Genomic DNA, 24,835 nt, shown 5'->3' on the forward strand with positions numbered 1-24,835 from the left:
CATGAACATACGCCGGGTTTTCTTTACGCTTTTTCTTCCATAAAGTCAAAAGGCGTGATGCCTTCCATTCCGATATTTGCATCGTAAACACTGAACGGCAGCTCTTTTTGCAGGGCGGCCAGTTCTGCATCCATCTCTTCAGTCTGCTCTGTGAGCCTGTTTTTAAGTGACGTCTGTCTGACGGTGGCATCATTGTTTTTGACGCCCCATTCAAGCGCTTCTTCTTCTCCGCAAAGAATCAGAAATTTTTTGGCTCTTGTAATGGCGGTATAAAGGAGATTTCTCCTGAGCATTCGATAATAGCCTTTAACGACAGGCAGGACGACAATCGGAAATTCGCTGCCCTGCGACTTATGAATGGAACAGCAGTAAGCGTGGGTAAACTGGCTGAAATCCTTTTTCGTAAAGGTGATTTCGTTCCCGTCAAACGAGACGACGACCATGTCTTCTTTTTCCGTATTTTCTTTGGCATAAAAGATAGACACGATTTCGCCGATATCTCCGTTAAACACATTGTTTTCCGGCTGGTTGACAAGCTGTAATATTTTATCGCCCGTCCTGTAGACGACATCTCCGAATTTCAGCTCCCGCCTTTTTTCTTTCGGCGGATTCATGATGTCTTGAAGAAGCACGTTCAGTTCGTTAATTCCCGCTTTTCCCCTATACATCGGCGCGAGCACTTGAATGTCTTTAGAAGTATACCCCTTTTTTAGCGCATTCGAGACGACTTGATCCACGACTTCTTTAATTTGTGAAGAATTACAGCGGATAAACGAGCGGTCCTTTGTCGGCGCGGTCAGCCCTTTGGGAAGCAGTCCCTTTTTCATATCATGGGCAAGTTCAACGATGGATGACCCTTCAGCCTGACGGTAAATATCTGTCAGACGCACGGTCGGCAGCACCTCAGAAGCCAAAAGGTCTCTCAGCACCTGCCCGGGCCCTACGGAAGGAAGCTGGTCTTCATCACCGACGACGATAAGCTGAATGTGCTTAGGGAGCGCCTTAAACAAATGGCTGGCGAGCCAAATATCGAGCATACTCGCTTCGTCTATAATAATCAGTTTCCCTTCAATCGGCTGATCTTCATTGTAGGTAAAGCCTTCAGCGCCATTCCAGCCGAGCAGCCTGTGAATCGTAACAGCCGGCAGACCCGTAGATTCGCTCATTCGCTTTGCGGCTCTTCCGGTCGGCGCGGCAAGCAGCACCGGAAAGGCTTCATCTTTTTTATAATCACCAGGGTCAAGCGATACTCCGTGCAGTTCACTGTACAATTCCACGATGCCTTTGATAACGGTCGTTTTTCCCGTGCCCGGTCCCCCGGTCAGTAAAAGCATCGGCGAGGACAGCGCTTTTTGAATCGCATCCTTTTGGCTCGGAGCGTATTGGACATTCATCCGTTCTTCCAGTTCACCGAGCGCAAGAAGAAATTCCGATTCAGGAAACTGATCGGCATACTCCGTCTGGGCCGCAATGTCGAGCACGCGTTTTGCGACGTTTTGTTCCGCGTAAAACAAGGACGGAAAATAGCAGCGTTCTCCTTCTATGACGATGTCCTTACTCTCCCCGAGGGCGATGATGCCGTCAGCCGCATCCATTTCCGTGACGCGGCCGCCTTCAGCTGACTGATTCAGAAGCGTTTGCGTATTGATAATCAGCTGCTTTGTCTCTATGTACGTATGACCTTCTGAAAGACACGTTGATTCAATCGTATATAAGATAGCCGCTTTGACCCGCTCGGGGTGGTTTCCTGACAGCCCCATTTTCCCGCCCAGCTCGTCGGCTTTCACAAAACCGATGCCTTCCACGTCCTTTACAAGCTGATAAGGATTTTCCTGAATTTTCTCCAAGGTGTCCGTTTCGTAAGCCTGATAAATTTTCATGGAAAGCTGAGGTCCGAAACCGTATTGGTTCAGAGAAATCATAATCTGTTCAAGCCCCTGATGCCGCTGCAGCTCTCCCGCCAGTTTGTCCGCTTTCTTTTTTGACATTTTCGGCACATCATAAAGCACCGATGCATCAGCCAGAATTTTATTGAGCGCGCCGTCTCCAAGCTTTTTGACGATTTCTTCCGCCGTTTTTTTTCCGATTCCTTCAAACAGATCACTTGATAAATAGTGAATGATCCCTTCTTTTGTGGTCGGAATTTCTTTTTTAAAGTGTTCAGCCTGAAATTGCAGGCCGAACTTAGGGTGTGTGGCGGTTTTTCCGTAAAATGTGTAAGTCTCATCTTCTTGCAGCAGAGGGAAGTAGCCCGTTACGGATACGACCTTGTCTTCGATCGCCTCAGACGTTTCTGCAACCTTGACTTTCAGCACTGTATACAGGTTGGTGTCATTGTGGTAAATGACCGTATGAATGACGCCTTTTACATACGGCTGTTCCTCGATGTTCAGCTGATCCACGAGCCTTCCCTCCTTTTGTTATGACTGAGTGATAAGCTGTTTCGCATGAAGCGCGAGCATATGATCAGGCTGTATGCCGATTGCGCCTTCAAGCATCTCAAGCGCCTTTTCACGATTTTCTTTGTAAGCGTAAGCGACTCCGGCATTATAAAATGCGTCCGCATGGCTTGGGTCCTGTTCAATCACCATCTCAAACTGCGCCAATGCTTCATCCAGCATTTCTTCGTTTGCGAGACACATTCCGAACTGGAAGCGCGCTTCCGTGTCATTTTCGTTTAATTCAACGGCCCGCTGCAAATACGGCAGCGCAAGCTTCGGCTGCTCTAATTTGACGAGAACGGTGCCGAGCATATAAAACAAGTCTCCGTTTTCCATTCCGGAGCGAAGCGCTTTTTCAAACATATCCTTCGCTTCGGAAAACGATTCCTTCATCACGTATACGTTTCCCGCTCCGTAATAAGCGGCTGCCGCTGAATTGTCCAATTCAAGCGCTCTGTTGTAAAATGCAAGCGCGCGTTCAAGTTCGTTCACTGAAGAAAGCAGATTTGCGAAGTTGATGTACGGCACCGGATCTTGGCCGTTTTCCTCAATCGCTTTCGTGAAAGCTTCTGCCGCTTTTTCAAAATCGCCCTCCTGCATGGCATCAATTCCGATTTTATTATAATCCATTTTTAACTTCCTTTCGCTAAAAAACCCCAACATGCGAGTTGAGGTTTTTTACATGTGTTATACGTACCACAATTTTGTTCCGTCTTTATAAACGTCATCTATCGTTCCGCCGCCGAGGCACTCTTCTCCGTCATAAAAAACAACGGCTTGTCCCGGCGTTACGGCGCGGACCTGCCCGTCAAAAATGATTTCCGCTTCATCGGCACCCGTCATTTTCACCGTTACTTTGTGATCTTCCTGACGGTAGCGGAATTTCGCCGTGCATGTCATTTCGCCGCCGTCCATCAGACCGGGACGCGTCCAGCTGACATTTGTCGCCGTGATCTTATCGGAATACAGAAGCGGATTGTGGAATCCCTGATCGACATACAGAATGTTTTTCTCGAGATCTTTACCGACTGCGAACCACGGCTCGCCGCTTCCGCCGATTCCTAAACCGTGGCGCTGTCCGATCGTATAATACATCAGTCCGTCATGACGCCCTTTTACTTCTCCGTCCATTGTCATCATATCGCCCGGCTGAGCAGGGAGATATTGGCTGAGAAACGTTTTGAAGTTGCGTTCGCCGATAAAGCAGATTCCCGTGCTGTCTTTTTTCGCAGCTGTCGCAAGTTCCGCTTCTTTGGCGATTTCCCGCACGCGGCTTTTTTGCAGATCACCGATCGGGAACATGACTTTGCTGAGCTGTTCCTGATTGAGCTGATTCAGAAAATAAGTCTGATCCTTGTTTTCATCCAGACCGCGGAGCATGCGCACTGTACCTGCGCTTCTGTCCACGCGGGCGTAATGGCCCGTCGCAAGGTAATCCGCGCCGAGTGATAAAGCATGATCCAAGAAAGCCTTAAACTTAATTTCTTTATTGCACATGACATCCGGATTAGGGGTTCTTCCGGCTTTATATTCATCAAGGAAATACTGAAATACCTTTTCCCAATATTGCTTTTCAAAATTGACGGCATAATACGGAATTCCGATTTGGTTGCAGACCCGGATGACGTCTTCATAATCTTCCGTCGCCGTGCAAAAACCGTTTTCGTCCGTATCATCCCAGTTTTTCATAAAGATTCCGATTACATCGTAGCCCTGCTCCTTCAGCAGAAGGGCCGCCACAGAAGAGTCCACTCCGCCGGACATGCCGACTACGACTCTTGTATTCTCCGGCCGTTTTTCCATTTGCATTCACTCCATTAAAAACGTAAGTCCGCCGTTTTAAGCAAGCCGTTTAACGACGTCGGCAAGCTTTTCGGCGGCTGTTTCGATTTGTTCCGCCGTATTGCCGAGGCCGAAGCTGAGACGGATTGACGAGGTCAGTCTGCCGCTTTCACTTCCGAACATGGCCGTAAGCACATGGGACGGAAGAACGGATCCCGCCGTACACGCGGATCCGCTGGAGACGGCAACGCCTTCCATGTCAAGATTGACCAGCAGCGCTTCCACCGGCACACCGGGAAAGTAAAGGTTTAAAATATGAGGCAGGCAGTTCTCGGCATCTCCGTTCACCTCCGCTGTCACGCCGGCTTTTTCCAGCGTGCTCATGATGATGTTTTTAAACTCCTTAAACTTCGCTGTTTTCTCTTCCCGCTCACGGTTTGAAAGAACGACCGCTTCTTTTAAGCCGGCGATGCCCGGTACATTTTCCGTCCCCGCGCGGCGCTTTCGTTCCTGCTCTCCCCCGAGAAGAATCGGTGACAGCTTCACCTCTTGATTTACATATAAAAAGCCTGTCCCTTTTGGCCCGTTAAGCTTATGACCGGAAACAGACAGCATGTCAATTCTGCTTTTTTTCACGTCAATCGGCATATAACCGAATGCCTGGACGGCATCTGTGTGAAAATAGGCCTGATGCCCGCTTAACAGCTCTCCGATTTCGTCAATCGGCTGAATGGTTCCGACTTCGTTATTGCCATACATGACGGTAACAAGGATTGTATCATCACGGAGCGCTTCTTTCACCTGATTTGCACTGATCCGTCCTGAAGGGCCGGGGATGAGGTATGTCACCTCAAAACCGTCTTCTTCCAGCTTTTCGCAAGCGTGCAGTACGGCATGATGCTCAACAGCGGTCGTAATGATATGCTTTCCTTCATTCTTCCGGGCGGCAGCCGTTCCGAAAATCGCTAAATTATCAGCCTCCGTGCCGCCGCTTGTGAAAATGATTTCCTGTTCTTTCGCACTGATTTCACGGGCGATGTCCGCTCTCGCTTCGTCGACCCATTTCCGGGACTCTCTTCCAAATGAATGGATGCTTGACGGGTTTCCGAAGCTGCCGAAGAAATGCGGCTTCATTTTTTCAAGCACACGCTCATCCATCGGGGAAGTCGCGGCGTGATCTAAATAAATCCGTTCCATTGTTTTTTACACCTCTGGTTTAAATATAGAACATATAGGCTTCCTGCTCGCCGTCCGTGTAGCTTGCAAGGTCTTCTAACGTCGTGCTGTCCAACACGTCTTTTACAGCGTCGCGGATGCGGATCCATAGCTCCCGCTTGGCAGGCTCTTCATCCTCAAGAACTTCCACCGGGCTGATCGGTCCTTCCAGCACTCTGATAATATCTCCGGCCGTGATCTCTTCAGGCTGCCCGCCGAGCACATAACCCCCGTAAGCGCCTCTGATGCTTTTTACGAGTCCGGCGTTTCTGAGCGGTGATACAAGCTGTTCCAAGTAATGCTCAGAAAGGCTGTTTGTTTGGGCGATGCTTTTGAGCGACGTCGGACCGTCTCCATGCTTTTTCGCCAATTCGATCATAATGGTGAGCCCGTATCTTCCCTTTGTCGATATTTTCAATATGAACACCCCAGTCAATTCTAATTGTTAATTTATACAAGTAAATGGATATGAATAATCTGTTTAGTATCTTATAGACCAACTGTTATTATAACATAACTTATCCTAATTTTCATTGAAACACGGGGCCTGCCGCAATTCGCTTTTCTAATCGTCCGTTTTCCGTTACCCTGTATATGTAAGGAGAGATGTTCATGAAACCACTGGCGTATCGGATGCGGCCTGCCAATATCGAAGACATTATCGGCCAGGAACATCTGGTCAAAGAAGATAAAATCATCGGCAGAATGGTGCGTGCAAAGCACTTATCCTCCATGATCCTGTACGGTCCGCCGGGCATCGGAAAAACGTCCATCGCCACGGCGATCGCAGGATCGACAAGCATCGCATTCAGGAAATTGAATGCCGTCATTCATAATAAAAAAGACATGGAGATTGTCGTACAGGAAGCGAAAATGTCAGGCCAGGTCATTTTAATCCTTGATGAAGTGCACAGGCTTGATAAGGGGAAACAGGATTTTTTGCTGCCCTATTTAGAAAACGGCATGATTATTTTAATCGGCGCGACGACCGCCAATCCTTATCATGCCATTAACCCGGCCATCAGAAGCCGGACTCAGATATTCGAGCTCGAACCGTTAACACCCGATCTGATCAAGCAGGCATTGAAAAGAGCGCTTACAGATGAACACCGCGGACTCGGTTCCTACAGCGTTTCGGTGGACGGCGATGCGATGGATCATTTCGCGCAAGGGTGCGGAGGAGACGTCCGCTCCGCTTTGAACGCGCTGGAGCTTGCCGTGCTCTCCACAAAGGAATTAAGCGACGGCACGATCCGGATTACACGGGAAACAGCGGAGGAATGTCTGCAGAAAAAAAGCTATACCCATGATAAAGACGGAGATGCGCATTATGACGTCTTATCCGCGTTCCAAAAATCAATCCGGGGCTCTGACGCAAACGCAGCCCTTCATTATTTGGCCCGTCTGATCGAAGCCGGCGACCTTGAAAGCATATCAAGAAGGCTTCTCGTGATCGCCTATGAGGATATCGGCCTCGCAAGCCCGCAGGCAGGCCCCCGGGTGCTGAGCGCGATTCAGACCGCAGAACGGATCGGCTTTCCGGAAGCGAGAATTCCGCTGGCCAATGCGGTCATCGAATTATGCCTCTCGCCAAAATCAAACTCCGCCATCTCAGCCGTTGATGAGGCGCTTAAAGATATCAGAGCGGGTAAAATCGGCGATGTGCCGAAACATTTAAAAGACGCCCACTATAAAGGGGCCCAAGAGCTCGGACGCGGGATCGGCTATCAATATCCTCACGATTTTGAGAACGGATGGGTCGAACAGCAATATTTGCCCGATCCGTTAAAAAACAAGCAATACTATAAACCGAAACAAACGGGGAAATTTGAAGCCGCCATAAAGCAAGTGTATGAAAAACTGATGAAGAAAAAATAACCGGGCAAGGACACCCCATGTGTTCTTGTCTTTTTGTTTGATACTGGCCAGACCGTCCGCACAGGCGGCGGATTCAAATAAAAAAACAGCCTTTCTTAATGAAGGCTGTTTTTCTTTTTATTTATCTTTAACCCGTTTAATCTTGATGTCCTTTAAGAGCTCCATCACGACATGTCCGCCCATAATCAGGCCGGCCACTGACGGAACCCAGGCGTTGGAAGACGGCGGCATTTGCGCTTTGCGGATTTTCGCTTCATCATTCCCGACTTCTTTTCTGACGTCTTCACGGATGACGATCGGGCTTTCATCAGAAAAAATGACCTGTACGCCTTTTTTAATGCCCTCTTTACGAAGCCTTGTGCGGACGACTTTGGCAATCGGATCAGTATGGGTTTTTGAAATATCAGCAATCTGAAAACGTGTCGGGTCTGTTTTATTCGCCGCTCCCATGCTCGAAATCAGCGGAACATCCCGTTTCAGACATTCTTTCATCAGATGAATTTTATAATGAATCGTATCCGACGCGTCAATGACGTAATCGAGCGGATACTCAAAGAACTGCTCATATGTCTCTTCTGTATAAAACATTTTTAAGGCGATGACATCGCAATCCGGATTAATATCCGCGATCCGCGCTTTCATCAAGTCCGTTTTCGGCTGTCCCACCGTCGACAAGAGCGCATGCAGCTGGCGGTTTACGTTTGTAATGTCAACATCATCTTTATCGACAAGGACGATCCGTCCCACTCCGGACCTCGCCAGTGCTTCGGCTGCGAATGAACCGACTCCGCCGACGCCGAGAACGGCCACCGTGCTGTTTTTTAACGTGTCCAGCCCTTCTTTTCCAATCGCTAGCTCATTTCTGGAAAACTGATGTAACAAGAACCTCACTCCACATTCTGGTTTTATAAACTCGGCTTGTCAAAAAGCCGCTGGTTTCAGCGCACAAAAAATAAAGTCCCAATTGTGCCGTTGCAGCTTTCCTTCGTTTTGAACCCGCTCTCAGCAGGTGGGTGCCCTTTTTCAAATCTTGTAAGTCCTCTTTACCGAATGAAAAGAGGCATGTACGCCATTTAAAAATACGGGCTCCCAAAGCAAAAAAATGTTCGGTCAAAACTAGGTGTACAACTAACACATCAGGACTTTATTTAACTTGTCAAAATCATATCACAGCAGATTTTGATTTTCAAGAAACAAACTGCTGATCTTTACTGTTTCACTTTTCTTTTGACAGAAAGGTGAAGTTCTTCAAGCTGGGCGTCGCTCACTTCGCCGGGCGCTTCCGTAAGAAGACAGCTTGCGCTTGCCGTTTTCGGGAAAGCGATCGTATCTCTTAAGTTTGTGCGGCCTGCAAGAAGCATAACGATACGGTCCAGACCGAGCGCGATTCCGCCGTGCGGAGGAGCGCCGTATTCAAAGGCTTCAAGAAGGTATCCGAACTCCTCTTCCGCTTCTTCTTGTGTAAAGCCGAGAAGCCCGAACATTTTTTCCTGAACGTCCTTTTCAAAAATCCGGATGGAGCCTCCGCCGAGTTCATAACCGTTTAAGACAAGGTCGTAAGCCTGCGCTTTCATATCTTCAGGCGCTGTTTCAATCAGATCAAGGTCTTCACGGACAGGCATAGTAAACGGATGGTGAGCCGCATAGAAACGGCCTTCTTCCTCGTCATGCTCCAATAACGGCCAGTCCACAACCCACAGGAAGTTGAAGAGGCTTTCGTCAATCAGGCCGCGTTCTTTACCGAGCTTTAAGCGCAGCGCACCGAGGGATTGAGCCACAACGTCAAACTTATCAGCGCCGAACAGGAGCAGATCGCCTTCAGAAGCATCCAGCGCTTCAGCCAGTTTTGCCTGCTTCTCATCATCAAAGAATTTCGCAATCGGGCCTTTTACGCCGTCAGCTTCAACTTTGACCCAAGCGAGACCTTTCGCGCCATAATTTCCGGCGAAAACGCCGAGCGCATCAATATCTTTTCTGGAGTAGTCGCCGGCAGCGCCTTTAACATTGATCGCTTTTACAACACCGCCGTTGGCTACAGCTGATGAGAACACCTTAAATTCAGTATCTTTCACAATGTCTGATACGTCCGTCAGCAGCATGCCGAAGCGTGTGTCAGGCTTGTCGGAACCGTAGCTGTTCATCGCTTCTTCATATGTCATTCGCGGAAGCGGCAGCGATACTTCGACGCCTTTTGTTTCGAGCACGACTTTCGCCATCATCTTTTCCGCCAGAGCCATGATGTCTTCTTGACTCATAAAGGACATTTCGATATCAATCTGCGTAAATTCCGGCTGGCGGTCGGCACGCAGGTCTTCATCGCGGAAACAGCGGGCCACTTGATAATACCGCTCAAAGCCAGAAACCATCAGAAGCTGTTTAAAAATCTGCGGCGATTGCGGAAGAGCATAAAATTCCCCTTCATGCACACGGCTCGGCACCAAGTAATCACGGGCGCCTTCCGGAGAGCTTTTCGTTAAAATTGGGGTTTCAATATCAAGAAATCCGTTTTCATCCAAGAAATGGCGGATGGATTTTGTGACTTGATGGCGCATTTGCAATGTTTGAAACATCGCCGGGCGGCGCAAATCCAAATAGCGGTGTTTTAACCGGACGTCTTCAGAAACGTCAGCCGCCTGGTCACTGATCGGAAACGGCGGCGTTTTCGCCGTGCTGAGCACCGTCACTGCTTCGGCTTTAATTTCAATTTTACCGGTTTTCAGGTTAGGGTTCACCGTGCCTTCTTCACGGGCAGAAACCGTGCCTTCGATATCAAGCACATATTCGTTTCTGATTGCTTCTGCCGCGGCAAGAGCTTCTTTCGAGACGTCAGGATTGAACACGACTTGCACAATACCCGAACGGTCGCGCAAATCAATGAAAATCAAGCCGCCGAGATCGCGCCGTTTCTGCACCCACCCTTTCAGTTTGACAGTTTCGCCAATCGCTTTTTCAGTTATCTCGCCACAATAATATGTTCTTCCAAACATAGCGTTCCTCTCCTTCACTGCTTTTGATCTGCCTTTAACACTTGTATCAGCTCGTCTAACACCACTTCACGCTGCTCGCCTGTTTCCGCATCTTTTACATTGATTTTATTTTGGGCAAGTTCATCTTCCCCTAAAATCGCGATAAAGCGTGCGCCGAGACGGTCAGCCGTTTTGAATTGGCCCTTCATTTTTTTGTTTTCATAATCGATTTCACTTGAGATGCCCGCTTCTCTCAGTTTGTACACGAGGGAAACGGAATAATCCTTCGCTTTTTCTCCGAGCGTCACGATATAGCAGTCAATCCCCTGATTGACGGGAAGCTCTGCTTTCTCAGCGTCAATGGCTGCCAGCAGACGTTCGATGCTCATCGCAAATCCGATACCCGGCGCTTCAGGTCCGCCGATCTGTTCAACAAGCCCGTCATAGCGGCCCCCTCCGGCAAGTGTTGTAATCGCTCCGAAACCTTCCGCGTTGCTCATGATTTCAAACGCGGTATGATTGTAGTAATCAAGCCCTCTGACAAGGTTCGGATCAATTTCAAACGGGATGCCGAGATCGTTTAAGTATTGTTTGACTTTCTCAAAATAAGCGGCTGATTCTTCATTTAAGTAATCAAGAATGGATGGTGCCGATTTCATCAGTTCATGTTCTCTGTCTTTCTTGCAATCAAGAATTCGGAGCGGGTTTGTGTGCAGGCGTGACTGGCAGTCTGAGCAAAATTCTCCGATGCGCGGTTCAAAATGTTTGACGAGTGCTTCACGGTAGGCTTTGCGGCTCTCCTGGTCACCGAGGCTGTTCAGCACAAGCTTGACATTTTTCAAACCGGCTTTACGGTAAATGCTCATCGCAAGCGCAATGACTTCTGCATCCACAGCCGGATCTTTGGAGCCGATCGCTTCAATTCCGAATTGATAGAATTGGCGGAAGCGCCCCGTCTGCGGACGTTCATAACGGAACATCGGTCCGACATAATACAGCTTCGTCGGCTGCACCGGGTTCGCAAATAATTTATTTTCATTGAACGCGCGGACTGCGGCGGCTGTTCCTTCCGGCCGAAGCGTCAGGCTTCTCCCTTTACGGTCTTCAAACGTGTACATTTCTTTCTGCACGATATCTGTAGATTCACCGACGCCTCTTGCGAACAATTCCGTATGCTCGAAAATCGGCGTGCGGATTTCTTTATATTGATAAGTGCGGCACGTCTCTCTCATAATTTGTTCGACGAACTGCCATCTGTCTGATTCACCCGGCAGTATATCCTGTGTGCCTCTTGGAATGTGATATGCCATGTAACAGGCCTCCTTAATGTCTTTCTTCAAATAAAAAAACTCCCGCTCCTACTATACATGTATAGTAGGGACGAGAGTTATACCCGTGGTGCCACCCTAGTTGGAATGCTGAAGCATCCCCGCTCTGACCGTTAACGCAGGTTCACGTCCGCTGCCTAATGACTCGCTAAAGCGTTCAGCAGGGAACCTCCGGAGTGTTGTTTCGAGAAAGATGCAGTGCGGATCCGCTTTCAGCCCGGGACGGTTCCTCTCTTCTCCATGCATTCTGACCTACTCTTCTCCATTATCGGTTCAAAATCGTTATTTTGACTTATGTACATCAATTTCTATTATAATAATGGGATTGCACTCCCCTGTCAAGTTTTATTCCGTCTGTTTTTCCTTGCGACTGCATCTTTCGATAAAAGACCGAACTCCGTCGCCGTCTCTTCAAGAAAACCCGCCTTCTCTTTATCGCTCTGATCACTGAAGTGCAGATTTCCTTCCGCATCGTGCAGCGCGCGTCCCATTTTTGGTTGATATTTCATGATTTGCACACCTTTTCGCTGTATTTACAACTAGTATAAACAAACCATTTTATTTTTATTTAACATTCAACAAGGAAAATACGATATTATACAAGAATGTATTTTAGTTAGTTCAGAAAGGAGGACAGCCATGAATAAGAAAACTCTTGCTCTTATTTTATGCGGCGTCATCATCACGGCACTTCTTCCGTCATTTCATACCGCAATCGCCGCTGAGGGAGAAGCGGTTATCGCGACAGACAAGATCAATGTCAGAGGCGGTCCCGGCCTGAGCTATGGAATAAAGGCTGAAGTGAAAAAAGGGGAAAGATACCCGATCACAAAAGAAGAGGGAGACTGGGTACAGCTTCAGCTGAGTCCCGGTAAGACCGGATGGGTCGTTTCCTGGCTGATATCAAAAACAGCCGGAGGAGCAGACCATTCATCCGCAACAAGCGGAACGGTCACTTCCAACGACCCTGATCTCCGTATCAGAAAAGGCCCGGGGACATCATATGAAGTCATCGGCAAACTTCCGCAAGGCGCACATGCTTCTGTGCTGGACAAGAACAGCGGCTGGGTGAATATTTCTTATCAAGGCACAAGCGGGTGGGTTTCTTCCGAATACGTCACCGCGGACAGCGGCGGATCGGATTCGAAAGCAACTTCGTCCCAAAACGGTTCAAAGAACGGGACGGTAGGCGTTTCTTCATTGAATGTCAGAAGTGCAGCGTCACATGATTCAGCGATTATCACTAAATTATCACGCGGAGCAAAGGTTTCCATCTTAAGCGAAGACCACGGCTGGCTGAAAATTGAAGCAAACGGGCAAAAAGGCTGGGCAGCAAGCCACTACATCATAAAGGATTCCGACTCATCGGACACCCCGTCCGAATCGGGAGACGGCTCTGAGGGCTCAGGCTCCTCGAAAAAAGCGTATATCGTTTACGGCGGCACCAACCTAAGAAGCTCAGCCTCGACTTCCGCTTCTATCGTAAAAAGAGCGGATAAAGGCGCAGCCTATCCGATTGTCGGTTCAAGCGGCAAGTGGTACGAAGTCCGGCTGGAAAACGGCCAAACAGCATATGTGGCAAACTGGGTCGTACAAACGTCAAAAAGCGGTGAAGAAACAGGAGAAGCACCTTCTCCCAACACGTCAAGCGGCAGCGGGTCGCTCAAAAACAAAACGATCGTCGTTGATCCCGGACACGGAGGAAAAGACAGCGGAACGATCGGCTACTCCGGAAACTTTGAAAAAAACGTAACGATTAAAACAGCTAAGCTGTTAGCCGGAAAATTGAGAGCAGCCGGGGCAAACGTGTATATCACAAGGCAGGATGATACATTTATCAGCCTGCAGGCCAGGGTTTCAACGTCCCATTACCGGAATGCGGATGCCTTTATCAGCATCCACTATGACAGCTATGCCGATACGTCAACGAGAGGAAGCACGGCTTATTATTACAGTCCGTCTAAGGACCGCCAGCTTGCCTCAGACGTCCATTCTGAAGTAGTGAAGCGTTCGCCTATTCCTGATCGCGGCGTTCTGTTTGGAGATTATTACGTCCTGAGGGAAAATAAACGGCCTGCCATGCTGTATGAGCTCGGCTATCTCAGTCAACCGCAAGAAGAAACAATCATACATAGCGGCTCTTACCAGGAAAAAGTGACAGACGGAATTGAAAGCGGATTGGAACATTATTTTCAATCATAAAAAAAGCTGCCGAACGGCAGCTTTTTTATTGTTTAGAATCCATAATCAATGTAACGGGCCCGGAATTCGTCAGCTGAACATCCATCATGGCCCCGAATATTCCCGTTTCAACTTTGACTCCCTTTTCCCGAAGAAGTTCGTTCCACTTTTCATAAAGGAGCAGAGCCTGATCCGGTTTGGCCGCATTCATAAAATTCGGACGTCTCCCTTTCTTCGTTTCGCCGTAAAGCGTAAACTGGGAAACTGATAAAATCTCTCCGCCCGTATCTAAAAGCGATAAATTCATCTTACCGCTTTCGTCCTCAAAAATCCGGAGATTCACGATTTTATCCGCCAAGTAAGCGGCATCTTCCTCTGTATCTTCATGAGTGACACCGACAAGCGCCATAATACCGGGTCCGATCCGGCCGGCGACAGCGCCGTCAACCGTCACACTCGCTTCTGTTACACGCTGAACAACTAATTTCATAGCAAGCTCCTTTTAGTTCATAACCCGTCGGACTGAATAGATGTCTCTGATCTGCTTAATCCGCTCGACCACTTTATGCAGATGATTGATGTTCTGAATAAAAATCGCCATATGAATCGTAGCAACTTTATTGCGGTCGGATTTGCCGGATACAGACGAGATGTTGGTTTTCGTTTCATTTACGGCCTGAAGTACTTCATTTAACAGCCCGAGACGGTCATACCCCAAAATCTCAATCTCAACGTTATATTCCTTGCGTCTTTGAACCTGTGATTCATGCTCCCATTCAACAGGGATCAGACGTTCCTGCGCTTCATTCGTTTTTACATTCGGACAGTCATCACGGTGAACGGATACACCGCGACCTTTTGTAATAAAACCGACAATATGGTCTCCGGGCACGGGATTGCAGCATTTCGACAAACGGACGAGAAGGTTGTCGATGCCTTTCACGCGCACACCCGCTTCCCGTTTTCTTCCTTGCGGATACTGTTTCGGCTCGGAAGCGACTTCCTGAACGATTTTTTCCTGCTCTTCCTGATCACGCTGCTTCCGTTCTTTTTCAGTGAGCCTGTTGGCCACCTGCAAAGCGGTAATGCCGTTATACCCGACAGCCGCGTACATATCCTCTTCATTTGAGAAATTAAACTTGTCGGCAACCTTTTGAAGGTTTTCGAGCGTTAAAACATCCTTCACTTCAAAATCAAGGTTTTTAATTTCTTTCTCGACAAGTTCACGGCCTTTTTCGACGTTTTCTTCACGGCGCTGTTTCTTAAAGAACTGGCGGATTTTGTGTTTGGCCTGCGACGTCTGAGCGAGTTTGACCCAGTCTTGGCTCGGTCCGTACGAATGCTTGGACGTCAGGATTTCAACGATGTCGCCCGTCCGGAGCTTATGGTCAAGCGTCACCATTTTCCCGTTCACTTTCGCTCCGATTGTTTTATTGCCGATTTCCGAGTGAATCCTGTAGGAAAAATCAATCGGCACAGAGCCTGACGGCAGTTCAATGACATCACCTTTTGGCGTAAATACGTATACCATGTCAGAAAACAGATCGATTTTCAGCGATTCCATAAATTCTTCCGCGTCGGTAGACTCGTTTTGGAATTCCAGAATTTCGCGGAACCAGGACAGTTTTTTCTCAAATGTCGCTTCTTCGTTTGCAGCCTTGCCTTCTTTATATGCCCAGTGCGCGGCCACCCCGTATTCAGCGATCTCATGCATCTCAAATGTTCTGATCTGCACTTCCAGCGGATCGCCTTTAGGCCCGATTACGGTCGTATGCAGGGACTGATACATATTCGGCTTAGGCATCGCAATATAATCCTTGAATCTGCCCGGCATCGGCTTCCAGCACGTATGAATAATGCCGAGTACGGCGTAGCAGTCTTTAATGCTTCCGACAAGAATACGGACGGCGAGCAGATCATATATTTCATTAAACTGTTTATTTTGCAGCGCCATCTTGCGGTAAATGCTGTAGATGTGCTTCGGACGGCCTGAAAAGTCCGCTTTGATATTCACTTCTTCGACGCGTTTTTTCACTTCATTGACAACCTCATCGACATAAAGTTCGCGTTCCGCGCGCTTTTTCTTCATGAGGTTGACGATTCTGTAGTATTGCTGAGGATTCAAATAACGGAGAGCGGTGTCTTCAAGCTCCCATTTAATTTTCGAAATCCCGAGCCGATGTGCCAGCGGAGCGAAAATTTCCAGCGTCTCATTTGAAATTCTCCGCTGTTTTTCCTGCGGAAGATGCTTTAACGTCCGCATATTATGAAGGCGATCCGCCAGCTTGATCAATATGACTCTGATATCCTGAGCCATAGCGACAAACATTTTTCGGTGGTTTTCCGCCTGCTGCTCTTCTTGAGATTTATACTTAATTTTACCGAGCTTCGTTACACCGTCGACAAGCATCGCCACTTCTTCAGAAAATGCTTCCTTCAGGTCATCGAGGGTGACATCCGTGTCTTCTACCACATCATGCAGAAAACCGCCCGCAATCGTGGAAGGGTCCATTTCCAGATCGACGAGGATTCCCGCCACCTGAATCGGATGAATGATGTACGGCTCACCTGATTTGCGGTACTGTTCGCGATGCGCGTCTTGCGCATACAGGTAAGCTTTCTCAACAAACGCAATCTGCTCCTCCGGCAGATACGTGCGCGCTTTATCTATTACTTGCTCGGCAGTCAATACTTGTTCGTTCGCCATGGAATCACCTTTTTTAAATGTAAACTGTATTAGTTTATTATCAAGAAAAAAACGAGAGATGTAAAGGGCAGAAGTTCAAAACACCTAAAGAATCTGTCAGGATGATGAAATAATAGGAAAAAAGCACCCTGACACGAGTGCTTTTTTCCATATGCGGTTAATATTTCATTAATGTTAAAATATCGTAATCGTCAAGCTTGTCTCTGCCGTCAAGGTAAGAAAGCTCGATTAAGAATGCAATACCGGCTACGACGCCGCCCAGTTCTTCGACAAGCTTAATCGTTGCTTCGATCGTGCCGCCTGTTGCAAGCAAGTCATCAGTAATCAGCACGCGCTGTCCCGGCAGGATCGCATCTTTATGAATCGTCAGTACGTCTTTTCCGTACTCCAAACCGTAATCGACTTTAATGACTTCACGCGGAAGTTTTCCTTCTTTCCGAACCGGCGCAAAACCGACTCCGAGAGCGTATGCAACCGGACAGCCGATAATAAAGCCGCGCGCTTCAGGTCCGACAACTAAGTCAATTTCTTTTTCTTTTGCATATTCAACAATTTGGTCAGTGGCGTAACGGTATACGTCGCCTTTGTCCATCAATGTCGTAATATCTTTAAATTGTACGCCTTCTTTCGGGTAATCGGGCACAATTGTTACGTATTTTTTAAGATCCATCTGTTCTATGTCCTCCTCGTACTTTCATAAGCCTCTGAACCTTGGTTCATCAGCTTATTCAGCCATTCCTTCAGCTCATGGGCCGCGGAATAATTGAGCTTCTGGTCTAATTCCATCAGCTGCTGTTTTACCTGGTAGGTTTGCGAATCTGAAAGGTCGCGTTTTTTCGCGCCGCTCACGACAGACAGCACACCATCTTCTATTTTAACAAAACCGAGATCAAAAAACACCTTTGTCATGAAATTGATTGTGTCAATTGACCATCCTTTGTGTCTCGCGAGCTCCGAACCATGCTTACTTAAGTCAAAATTGCCCCTTTTCAAGAGAAATGCGTAAAACCACTTGAAATCACTCCGCGATGGAAATGAGGACAGAAAATGTTCTTCATGATTGATAAAAACAAAATAAATCCGTTCCGGCTTCTTCCCGTCAAGCAAACGCTTGAGCCGCTCCTCTGACGGCGGCACATCCAGAAAGACGGCATACTTTCCGTCAAGCGGAAGAGCCTCCGCCTCGGATTCCGACGTGATCTGAGCCAGCTCGTCCGGCAGCTCTTCGCCACGAAGTTTTCGGACAGTTTTTTCGTTAAAACTGATGAGCACCCGTTTTTCCTTCGGCAGCGCAGCAACCGTATCTTCCCACGTCCGCTTGCCTCTGATATCAAAAAGCTGCCATTCCAGCACCGCAGCGTCTTTAATCATCAGCTGGGGTTTCTTTCTGTTGTTCCATTCATTAATGGACATTTCGCCGACAATGGAAATCGCTGATCCGGGGACAATTCCGGCTTCCAGCTCTCCTTTGTTAAAGCCGACGCAGTCGAGAACGGCGGCATCATTTTTCACCGTCATTTTCACGTGATTTTTATTCGCTCCGATCAGGCGCACTTCATCAAGCACGGCGTTTTCCACCATGACATGCGGTTTAGGGTTAAGCATGCCGAACGGCGAGAGCATATTCAATTCTGTAATGCTTTCAACGGTTATGTCTTCGACGCCGCAGACAAGATCAACCTCCTGAATCGGGATAAAATCCTCTTCCGTAAGGGTTTCTTCAGCCAATTGATTCAGCCTGTCTCTTAAATCCGGCACATCTTCAGCCTTTAAAGTCATTCCTGCGGCCATCGGATGCCCGCCGAAATGAGGGAGAATGTCTCTGCACTGTGAAAGGCTCGTAAAAAGGTTGAAACCCCTGATGCTTCGCGCCGATCCTTTAGCGATTCCCTGCTCCTCATCTATCCCCAGCACAACAGCGGGGCGATAAAAACGTTCAGCGAGCTTCGATGCGACAATACCGACAACCCCCGGGTTCCAGCCGGCTTTTGCCACTACAATGGCAGAAGGGTTTCCGTCTTGCTGCTGAACCATTTCAACAGCCTCTTCGGTCATGGTTTTCACCATTTTTTGGCGTTCCTTATTCAGCCTGTCAATATCCGAAGCCAATTCCTCCGCTTCAAACTGGTCTTCGGTCATCAGCAGGTGCACGGCGGGATCAGCCTGTTCTATTCTTCCGACGGCATTCAGCCTCGGTGCAACCTGGAACCCGATCGTTTCCTCATCAGCTTGTCCGATATCCCCGCCGGAAAGCTTAATCAGAGCTTTGAGACCCGGCCGATTTGTCGTCCGAAGCTTTTCGATCCCAAGTGACGCAATTAGTCTGTTTTCATCATGCAGCGGCACCAGATCCGCAATCGTACCGATGGCCGCTAAGTCCAGCATAGCTTCCGGCAAAGAACCCGTAAGCGCGTGGGCAAGCTTAAACGCCACACCGACGCCGGCCAATTCTTTAAACGGATAGCTGCAGCCCGGCTGCTTCGGGTGGATGATCGCAAATACGTCGGGAAGCTCGGGTCCCGGCTCATGGTGGTCGGTAATAATGACGTCTAGACCCAGCTCTTTTGCGACTTCAGCTTCATGAACGGCGGCGATGCCCGTATCCACTGTAATGATAAGCGAAAAACCCCGCTCTTTTATGGAGCGGAAAGCTTGTTCATTCGGGCCGTAGCCTTCTGTGAAACGGTCGGGAATATAAAAGTCAACGTTTGCTGACAGCTGTCTGAGTGCCGTCAGCATCACTGATGTGCTTGTAACGCCGTCTGCATCGTAATCTCCGTAAATCATAATCGGTTCCCCTTGAGAAACCGCCAGCTTTATCCGATCAACTGCTTCCCGCATTCCTTTTAATTCATACGGGTCATAAAAGTCTGCATCCTTTGTATGTAAAAAATGCCTTGCGCTTTCGGCAGTATCAAAACCTCTTTTTACAAGCAGCGATGCCACAAGAGGTGTTATGTCCAATTGTTCTGTGAGTGATTTGACCTTTTCCTGATCCGGCTGCTGGATTTCCCAGCGCATTTTTGACGCTAACATAAATTCACCCCTCAACCACCCTATTATACTAGAGCGGACTGAGGGGTTTCAAATGTTATTCTGATCCTTTTTTCTCTTCCAATATTTCTTCCGGCGGTGCGGCCGGTTTTCTGCCGTCCGGATCAGCCGGCAATTCAGCAGCGGATCTGTTTTCTTTCCGCAGCATTTTAATTTCCCGCTTCAGCTTCATCACTTGAAATATACCGGCTGAAAATACGATCAGCGCTCCCATTAACACAGAGCCCAAAATGACTAAAATCAGCGGCCATTCAGCGGTGCCGAACAGATAATCAACCTCAACCGCCCGCACGTTAATGACAGCAAAAATGGCGACAATCAGAGTAAATAGTAAAGCGAATATAATAGTCCATTGTTTATTCATACGTCAGCCCCCAATTATTAATTCTTATCTTTTCCCTCATTTTCCAGAGATTAAACCCCGGTCTCAGGAAATCCGGGCCGTTAACTGCTCACGGACCAACCTTTTCAATCCGCTTCTTTCCCCGGATAAGACGAGGGTGTCCCCTTCTTCAATCACAGTATCAATGCCGGGACTCAGCTGTTTTTGCCGGTTTTTCTTAACGATCGCAATAATCTGGACGTTGTAATGCTTCTTGATATCCAAATCTCCGATTGTGCGGCTGACAGCCGGTGCGCGGGATTCGGCTTTAAACCACTCAATAATGAGATCATCAAGTGCAACTTCCACAGATTCCAGCGCTTTCGGCTTATACGTCATCCCGCCTAAAATAGCGGAAATCTGCCTTGCCTCTTCATCGTTAAATTCAACGGATGCCAAGCATTCGTCATGGTCTTTCTCATCGAAGTAATAGAGCTCTCTTCTGCCGTCATCATGGAGAATAATACTGATTTTATCATGATTTTTCGTAATGATTTCGACTTTCTGGCCAATGCCCGGAAGTTCCGACTCACGAACATTCATAAGAACCCTCCTACATGTTTTTACAATGATGATTGATTATGTAAGCGTATGTCATTATAGCAAATGCAGGTTTTAAGTTCAACGCAGCCTAAAAAACAGGCTGCCTTCTGCAAGACAGCCTGTTCCCATTTTACTCTTCGATTGATTTTTTCCCTTTAAATTCTTTTCCTTTCCATACAAGCCACAGCTGTGAAGCGATGTAAAGAGAAGAATAAACACCCGTCAATAAACCGACCAATAAGGCGACTGAGAAGTTCGTAATTGACGATGAGCCTAAAATAAGCAGCACGACGACTACAATCACAACAGTCAAGACTGTATTAATCGAGCGTGTAAAGGTTTGCTGCAAACTCAGATTCACGATGTGTTCCAGATCGGCAAATGACTTCGGCTTGCGTTTTTTCATCTGCTCGCGTATCCGGTCAAATGTAACGATCGTATCATTTATCGAGTAACCGATTATGGTGAGAATAGCGGCGATAAAGGTTACGTCAACCTCCAGCCTTGTAATGCTGAAAAACGCGACGATAAAGAAAGCGTCATACAGCAGGGATACAATCGCAGCGATAGCCATTCTGTACTCAAAACGGATTGACACGTAAATAATGATGCCGATTGATGCAATGGCGACAGCATATAAGGCATTACGGGCCAGCTCTTTTCCGACTGTCGGCGATACCGTGCTGACATTCGGTTCAGCTCCGTATTTATCCTTAAAGTACGTTTTGATTTCAGCGATCTTTTCTTTAGATGGCTCTCCGACAAACCGGGCTGCGGCAACATGGTTCTCTTTACCCGAGAGCACGATGTTTTCCGGATCCATGCCGAGAGAGTCAAAGTCTTTTTCAACCTGCTGCGCCGTCAAAGCATGATTGCTCTGCACGTCAATCCGCGCACCGCTTGCAAAATCGATTCCCAGGTTGAGCTTAAAGATCAGCAAGATGATAATTCCCGCAACGGTTACAGCGCTTGAGAAAATAAAGAAGTATTTTCGTTTGCTCGTGAAATCCCATTTCTGGAATGCCGTATGCGGTTCAGTATTTTCGTCGGTCTTCTGAATATCCATAATGTGTTTTTTCTTGACGCCGAACCAGCCTTTTTTCCGGTCAAGCCATCTGCTTTCCACAAGAAGGCCGAGCAGGAATCTTGAAAGGAAGACAGCTGTGATAAAGCTTGTCAGTATTGACAAGATCAGCATCGTCGCAAACCCTTTTACAGAACTTGTCCCGAAAATAAAGAGCACGACCGCTGCGATGATCGTTGTGATATTCGCATCGAAGATCGTCGCAAATGACCGTCTGTTTCCTGAACGGAAAGCCGAGCGGACGGATTTGCCGAGTTTCAGCTCTTCTTTTATCCGTTCATAGGTGATAATGTTGGCGTCAACCGCCATCCCGACACCCAAAATGAGCGCCGCAATACCCGGCAAAGTCAGCACAGCCTGCATCCAGTCAAACACTTGCAGCGTAATATACACGTATACAGAAAGCGTAATGACCGCTATGAGTCCCGGCAGTCTGTAATAAAGCAGCATAAATAAGAAAACAATTGCAATCCCGATGATGCCGGCCTCGACCGTATCATGTAAAGCCTGCTGTCCGAATTGTGCCCCTACTGAGGTAGAGTATTTTTCGGTCAGTTTCACAGGCAGTGCGCCCGCGTTTAAAATATTGGCCAAGTCCTTTGCTTTTTGAACGGTGAACTGGCCTTCAATCGTGACATCCTTTGTATTTAATTCCTGGCTCACATTCGGAGCGGATACATATTTCGGATGTTTTTTGCCGACTTCTTTTTTAAATGAATCGCCTTTTTGATAATCGAGCCAGATGACGAGCTGATTATTAGGCGCCATTTTCTTGACCTTTTTCGTCACTTCTCCGAACTTGTCCGCATCCTTCAGTTTCACGCTGACAATCGGTTCGTTCGTTGTCGGATCGAAAGTTTGCTTCGCGCCGTTTTCCACGAGATCAGAGCCGTTTAAAAGCTCTTTATCATTCGTGTCCCTGAATGAGAGCTGCGCTTCCGTTGACAGAATTTCGCGCGCTCTGTTTTGATTCGTGACGCCCGCCAGCTGTACGCGGATGCGGTTGTTCCCTTCAATCTGAATGTTCGGCTCGCTTACGCCGAGAACGTTAGCCCGGCGGTTCAGCGCCTGCACCGTGCTGACGAGCACGTCTTTTGTGATTTTATCGCCTTTTTTGACGGGCTGCACGTCGTACAGTACTTCAAACCCGCCGCGTAAATCCAATCCTAACGTAATATTATTGGCAGCCGGTTTTGTAAAATACCCCAGCCCTGTGCCGATTAATAATACGATCAGGAAAAACGCAATCAAGCGTCCTTTTTTCATTATGTATTTCCTCCTTAAACCTATGCCGTCAAATCATTATCTCAGCAGTTCATCCAAAGCTTCCTGACCTTCATCGCTTTCCAGCCAATTAGACGACTTAAAAGCTTCAACGGTTGCATAGTTCATAAAATCGCCAATTTTAACTGATAAAATATCGCCGGCCAATTCATACAGCGGCATTTCCTTTTTCTGTTTCCACTTTTTATGTATGAGGTATGACCATAAACTCTCGTGTTCAACATCATCGTATCCGAGGATTTTGAACTCTTCAAGTTTACTGTACAAAAAAGGCCGCAAATGATCCTTATACATTTCGGCGGGATGCTTCTCCATGGGCGCTCGCTCCTTTTTCCCTTTTTCTCGAAGACTTGTCATGCTCGGACGACATCGGCGCATATCTTTATTGTATATGATTCCAGGTAGTTTGAGAAGGCAGGGGTTATAAAATGGCAAAACAGACTTTTTTAAGGGGCACTCTTATTCTCATCGCAGCCGGGATGATTACAAGAATGCTCGGCTTTGTCAATCGGGTGGTCATCGCCCGGTTTATCGGTGAAGAAGGGGTCGGATTGTACATGATGGCTGCCCCGACATTTTTCTTGGCCACCACTTTGACCCAATTCGGCCTCCCTGTTGCCATCAGCAAGCTCGTCGCTGAAGCAAGCGCCCGGGGGGACCGGCAGAAAATGAAACACATTTTAGTGATGTCGCTTACCATCACCGGGGTATTAAGTCTCATCTTTACGCCGCTGTTTTTATGCTTTGCGCCGATTATGGCGGAAACGATGCTGACTGATCAACGCACGGTTTACCCGCTTCTGGCGATTACGCCCGTCGTGCCGATTATCGCAATCTCCAGCGTGCTGCGCGGTTATTTTCAGGGCAGGCAGAATATGAACCCGCTGGCATTTTCCCAAGTGCTTGAGCAGATTGTGCGGATTTCACTTGTCGCGGTCTGCACGACAGTGTTTCTGCCGTACGGGATTGAATATGCCGCAGCCGGAGCCATGATTTCATCTGTCATCGGAGAGCTCGCCTCTCTTATTTATTTATTCATTTGTTTCAAAGCTAAAAAAACAATCAGAATCAGAAAACAATTTTTCAAATCGATTGCAAATGGAAAAGAGACCTTTCGTCAGCTGATGAGCGTATCGCTCCCGACAACCGGAAGCCGATTCATCGGAAACTTGTCTTGGTTTTTTGAGCCTATTGTCGTCGCGCAGAGCCTTGCAATTGCAGGAGTCGCCACCGCTGCTGCCACCAGCCAGTACGGGGAGCTGACCGGATTTGCCATGACGGTTTTGACGCTGCCCAGCTTTATAACTTATTCTCTGTCAACGGCCCTTGTTCCTGCGATCAGTGAAGGAATGGAGCAAAAAAAGCTGCAGGTTGTCGAATACCGTCTGGAACAGGCGATGAGGCTGTGTCTTTTAAGCGGGGGCATTTCGGTGGTTATTTTATTCTCTTTCGCTGATGAGCTGATGTCCGTCATGTACGGATCGACTAATGCGGCGGTTTTTATTAAAGTCATGGCGCCGTTTTTTCTGCTCTATTATTTTCAGGGACCCCTTCAAGCGGTGCTGCAGGCGCTAAATTTAGCCGGAGCCGCCATGATGAACAGTTTTATCGGCGCCGCTGTTAAAACTGGCCTTATTTTTGTGCTGGCGACCAGGCCTTCTTTGGGCATTATGGGCGCGGCATTGGCGATTGTGACGGGAATGGTGCTCGTCACCCTTCTCCATGCGGCCACTGTAAGCAAAGTGCTTCCGATCAGCATTAAAATAAAAGAATACGCGCTCTGTTTTGCGGTCATATTCATCTGCGGTTATGTGAGCCGACTCATAAAGCGCGCCGTTCATTTTTCAGGGTCAGAGGCTGTTAATCTTACAGGCTGGATTGCCATGACCGTCATACTATACATTGTGCTTCTGCTGTTATTCAGGCTGATTAAAAGGGAGGAGCTGATCCGGATTCCGGTCATCGGACGGTTTGTGACGCGGTGAATCTG

At 47.9% G+C, this 24,835-nt stretch carries 20 protein-coding genes, 1 other RNA gene and 1 other annotated feature; of the genes, 3 read left to right on the top strand and 18 right to left on the bottom strand.

The genetic code is table 11. The features are described from left to right. Nucleotides 1–23 precede the first annotated feature (23 nt). From recD2 to cymR, 5 genes are all read right to left on the bottom strand, one after another. A complete protein-coding gene (gene recD2, locus ABDB98_RS12530) occupies nucleotides 24–2,402 on the bottom strand; it encodes an SF1B family DNA helicase RecD2 (RefSeq protein WP_438420305.1) in 2,379 nt (792 codons plus the stop codon). An 18-nt stretch (nucleotides 2,403–2,420) separates the two neighbouring features. After that, nucleotides 2,421–3,041: a tetratricopeptide repeat protein gene (locus ABDB98_RS12535; protein ID WP_438422143.1), complete on the bottom strand. Its 621-nt coding sequence runs from the start codon at nucleotides 3,039–3,041 to the stop codon at nucleotides 2,421–2,423. 87 nt (nucleotides 3,042–3,128) lie between these two features. Beyond that, on the bottom strand, nucleotides 3,129–4,244 hold the full coding sequence (gene mnmA / locus ABDB98_RS12540; RefSeq protein ID WP_316098445.1) for a tRNA 2-thiouridine(34) synthase MnmA: 1,116 nt from the start codon (nucleotides 4,242–4,244) through the stop codon (nucleotides 3,129–3,131). 36 nt (nucleotides 4,245–4,280) lie between these two features. Beyond that, the gene (locus tag ABDB98_RS12545; protein WP_060964665.1) at nucleotides 4,281–5,420 is read right to left on the bottom strand and encodes a cysteine desulfurase family protein; all 1,140 of its coding nucleotides are present in this window, start codon (nucleotides 5,418–5,420) and stop codon (nucleotides 4,281–4,283) included. A gap of 19 nt (nucleotides 5,421–5,439) precedes the next feature. Next, nucleotides 5,440–5,856: a cysteine metabolism transcriptional regulator CymR gene (gene cymR, locus ABDB98_RS12550; RefSeq protein WP_003152730.1), complete on the bottom strand. Its 417-nt coding sequence runs from the start codon at nucleotides 5,854–5,856 to the stop codon at nucleotides 5,440–5,442. 194 nt (nucleotides 5,857–6,050) lie between these two features. On the opposite strand from cymR, the gene ABDB98_RS12555 reads away from it, so the two are divergent. After that, nucleotides 6,051–7,316 carry a replication-associated recombination protein A gene (locus ABDB98_RS12555; RefSeq protein ID WP_438420306.1) on the top strand — a complete coding sequence of 422 codons (1,266 nt, stop codon included), beginning with the start codon at nucleotides 6,051–6,053 and terminating at the stop codon, nucleotides 7,314–7,316. Nucleotides 7,317–7,433: 117 nt separating this feature from the next. Here ABDB98_RS12555 and ABDB98_RS12560 read toward each other — a convergent pair whose 3' ends face one another. The 5 genes from ABDB98_RS12560 to ABDB98_RS12580 all read right to left on the bottom strand — a co-directional run bounded on the left by ABDB98_RS12560 (nucleotide 7,434) and on the right by ABDB98_RS12580 (nucleotide 12,119). After that, nucleotides 7,434–8,198 (bottom strand): tRNA threonylcarbamoyladenosine dehydratase, encoded by a 765-nt coding sequence (locus ABDB98_RS12560; protein ID WP_438420307.1) that lies wholly within the window; start codon nucleotides 8,196–8,198, stop codon nucleotides 7,434–7,436. A gap of 71 nt (nucleotides 8,199–8,269) precedes the next feature. After that, a non-coding RNA gene (ssrS, locus tag ABDB98_RS12565) (6S RNA) lies at nucleotides 8,270–8,462 on the bottom strand. Nucleotides 8,463–8,524: 62 nt separating this feature from the next. Beyond that, entirely contained in the window at nucleotides 8,525–10,303 is a 1,779-nt protein-coding gene (gene aspS / locus ABDB98_RS12570; protein WP_198697938.1) for an aspartate--tRNA ligase, read from the bottom strand. 14 nt (nucleotides 10,304–10,317) lie between these two features. Continuing rightward, complete coding sequence (gene hisS / locus ABDB98_RS12575; RefSeq protein WP_016938818.1) at nucleotides 10,318–11,592, bottom strand: histidine--tRNA ligase; 1,275 nt, start codon at nucleotides 11,590–11,592, stop codon at nucleotides 10,318–10,320. A gap of 63 nt (nucleotides 11,593–11,655) precedes the next feature. Next, nucleotides 11,656–11,888: a binding site (T-box leader), on the bottom strand. Between the two features lie 60 nt (nucleotides 11,889–11,948). Continuing rightward, complete coding sequence (locus ABDB98_RS12580; protein ID WP_016938816.1) at nucleotides 11,949–12,119, bottom strand: YrzK family protein; 171 nt, start codon at nucleotides 12,117–12,119, stop codon at nucleotides 11,949–11,951. A gap of 130 nt (nucleotides 12,120–12,249) precedes the next feature. Here ABDB98_RS12580 and ABDB98_RS12585 point away from each other — a divergent pair, with 130 nt between their 5' ends. Beyond that, nucleotides 12,250–13,812 (top strand): SH3 domain-containing protein, encoded by a 1,563-nt coding sequence (locus ABDB98_RS12585; RefSeq protein ID WP_438420308.1) that lies wholly within the window; start codon nucleotides 12,250–12,252, stop codon nucleotides 13,810–13,812. A gap of 25 nt (nucleotides 13,813–13,837) precedes the next feature. On the opposite strand, the gene dtd is transcribed toward ABDB98_RS12585, so the two are convergent. The 8 genes from dtd to ABDB98_RS12625 form a co-directional block, all read right to left on the bottom strand. Then, nucleotides 13,838–14,281 carry a D-aminoacyl-tRNA deacylase gene (gene dtd / locus ABDB98_RS12590; RefSeq protein WP_016938814.1) on the bottom strand — a complete coding sequence of 148 codons (444 nt, stop codon included), beginning with the start codon at nucleotides 14,279–14,281 and terminating at the stop codon, nucleotides 13,838–13,840. A gap of 12 nt (nucleotides 14,282–14,293) precedes the next feature. Beyond that, nucleotides 14,294–16,498, bottom strand: a complete 2,205-nt coding sequence (gene relA / locus ABDB98_RS12595; protein ID WP_438420309.1) for a GTP diphosphokinase — start codon at nucleotides 16,496–16,498, stop codon at nucleotides 14,294–14,296. Nucleotides 16,499–16,655: 157 nt separating this feature from the next. Continuing rightward, on the bottom strand, nucleotides 16,656–17,168 hold the full coding sequence (locus tag ABDB98_RS12600) for an adenine phosphoribosyltransferase (RefSeq protein WP_003152714.1): 513 nt from the start codon (nucleotides 17,166–17,168) through the stop codon (nucleotides 16,656–16,658). Nucleotides 17,169–17,173: 5 nt separating this feature from the next. Next, on the bottom strand, nucleotides 17,174–19,534 hold the full coding sequence (recJ, locus tag ABDB98_RS12605) for a single-stranded-DNA-specific exonuclease RecJ (RefSeq protein WP_438420310.1): 2,361 nt from the start codon (nucleotides 19,532–19,534) through the stop codon (nucleotides 17,174–17,176). Between the two features lie 55 nt (nucleotides 19,535–19,589). Further along, nucleotides 19,590–19,916, bottom strand: a complete 327-nt coding sequence (locus tag ABDB98_RS12610; RefSeq protein ID WP_016938811.1) for a LapA family protein — start codon at nucleotides 19,914–19,916, stop codon at nucleotides 19,590–19,592. 63 nt (nucleotides 19,917–19,979) lie between these two features. Next, entirely contained in the window at nucleotides 19,980–20,477 is a 498-nt protein-coding gene (locus tag ABDB98_RS12615; protein ID WP_438420311.1) for a cation:proton antiporter regulatory subunit, read from the bottom strand. Nucleotides 20,478–20,607: 130 nt separating this feature from the next. Continuing rightward, on the bottom strand, nucleotides 20,608–22,827 hold the full coding sequence (gene secDF / locus ABDB98_RS12620) for a protein translocase subunit SecDF (protein WP_438420312.1): 2,220 nt from the start codon (nucleotides 22,825–22,827) through the stop codon (nucleotides 20,608–20,610). A gap of 36 nt (nucleotides 22,828–22,863) precedes the next feature. After that, nucleotides 22,864–23,160: a post-transcriptional regulator gene (locus ABDB98_RS12625; protein ID WP_016938808.1), complete on the bottom strand. Its 297-nt coding sequence runs from the start codon at nucleotides 23,158–23,160 to the stop codon at nucleotides 22,864–22,866. A 113-nt stretch (nucleotides 23,161–23,273) separates the two neighbouring features. On the opposite strand from ABDB98_RS12625, the gene spoVB reads away from it, so the two are divergent. After that, entirely contained in the window at nucleotides 23,274–24,830 is a 1,557-nt protein-coding gene (gene spoVB / locus ABDB98_RS12630) for a stage V sporulation protein B (RefSeq protein ID WP_438420313.1), read from the top strand. Nucleotides 24,831–24,835: the final 5 nt, after the last annotated feature.

Origin of the sequence: Bacillus siamensis (assembly GCF_051628075.1) — a bacterium.
Taxonomy (GTDB): domain Bacteria; phylum Bacillota; class Bacilli; order Bacillales; family Bacillaceae; genus Bacillus; species Bacillus siamensis.

Coding starts and splice junctions, on each gene's coding strand:
- mnmA (WP_316098445.1), bottom strand. CDS start 4,244: ATGGAAAAACGGCCGGAGAATACAAGAGTCGTAGTCGGCATGTCCGGC.
- ABDB98_RS12610 (WP_016938811.1), bottom strand. CDS start 19,916: ATGAATAAACAATGGACTATTATATTCGCTTTACTATTTACTCTGATT.
- ABDB98_RS12545 (WP_060964665.1), bottom strand. CDS start 5,420: ATGGAACGGATTTATTTAGATCACGCCGCGACTTCCCCGATGGATGAG.
- relA (WP_438420309.1), bottom strand. CDS start 16,498: ATGGCGAACGAACAAGTATTGACTGCCGAGCAAGTAATAGATAAAGCG.
- ABDB98_RS12535 (WP_438422143.1), bottom strand. CDS start 3,041: ATGCAGGAGGGCGATTTTGAAAAAGCGGCAGAAGCTTTCACGAAAGCG.
- spoVB (WP_438420313.1), top strand. CDS start 23,274: ATGGCAAAACAGACTTTTTTAAGGGGCACTCTTATTCTCATCGCAGCC.
- secDF (WP_438420312.1), bottom strand. CDS start 22,827: ATGAAAAAAGGACGCTTGATTGCGTTTTTCCTGATCGTATTATTAATC.
- ABDB98_RS12615 (WP_438420311.1), bottom strand. CDS start 20,477: ATGAATGTTCGTGAGTCGGAACTTCCGGGCATTGGCCAGAAAGTCGAA.
- ABDB98_RS12625 (WP_016938808.1), bottom strand. CDS start 23,160: ATGGAGAAGCATCCCGCCGAAATGTATAAGGATCATTTGCGGCCTTTT.
- aspS (WP_198697938.1), bottom strand. CDS start 10,303: ATGTTTGGAAGAACATATTATTGTGGCGAGATAACTGAAAAAGCGATT.
- hisS (WP_016938818.1), bottom strand. CDS start 11,592: ATGGCATATCACATTCCAAGAGGCACACAGGATATACTGCCGGGTGAA.
- ABDB98_RS12555 (WP_438420306.1), top strand. CDS start 6,051: ATGAAACCACTGGCGTATCGGATGCGGCCTGCCAATATCGAAGACATT.
- recJ (WP_438420310.1), bottom strand. CDS start 19,534: ATGTTAGCGTCAAAAATGCGCTGGGAAATCCAGCAGCCGGATCAGGAA.
- ABDB98_RS12585 (WP_438420308.1), top strand. CDS start 12,250: ATGAATAAGAAAACTCTTGCTCTTATTTTATGCGGCGTCATCATCACG.
- dtd (WP_016938814.1), bottom strand. CDS start 14,281: ATGAAATTAGTTGTTCAGCGTGTAACAGAAGCGAGTGTGACGGTTGAC.
- ABDB98_RS12600 (WP_003152714.1), bottom strand. CDS start 17,168: ATGGATCTTAAAAAATACGTAACAATTGTGCCCGATTACCCGAAAGAA.
- ABDB98_RS12580 (WP_016938816.1), bottom strand. CDS start 12,119: ATGAAATATCAACCAAAAATGGGACGCGCGCTGCACGATGCGGAAGGA.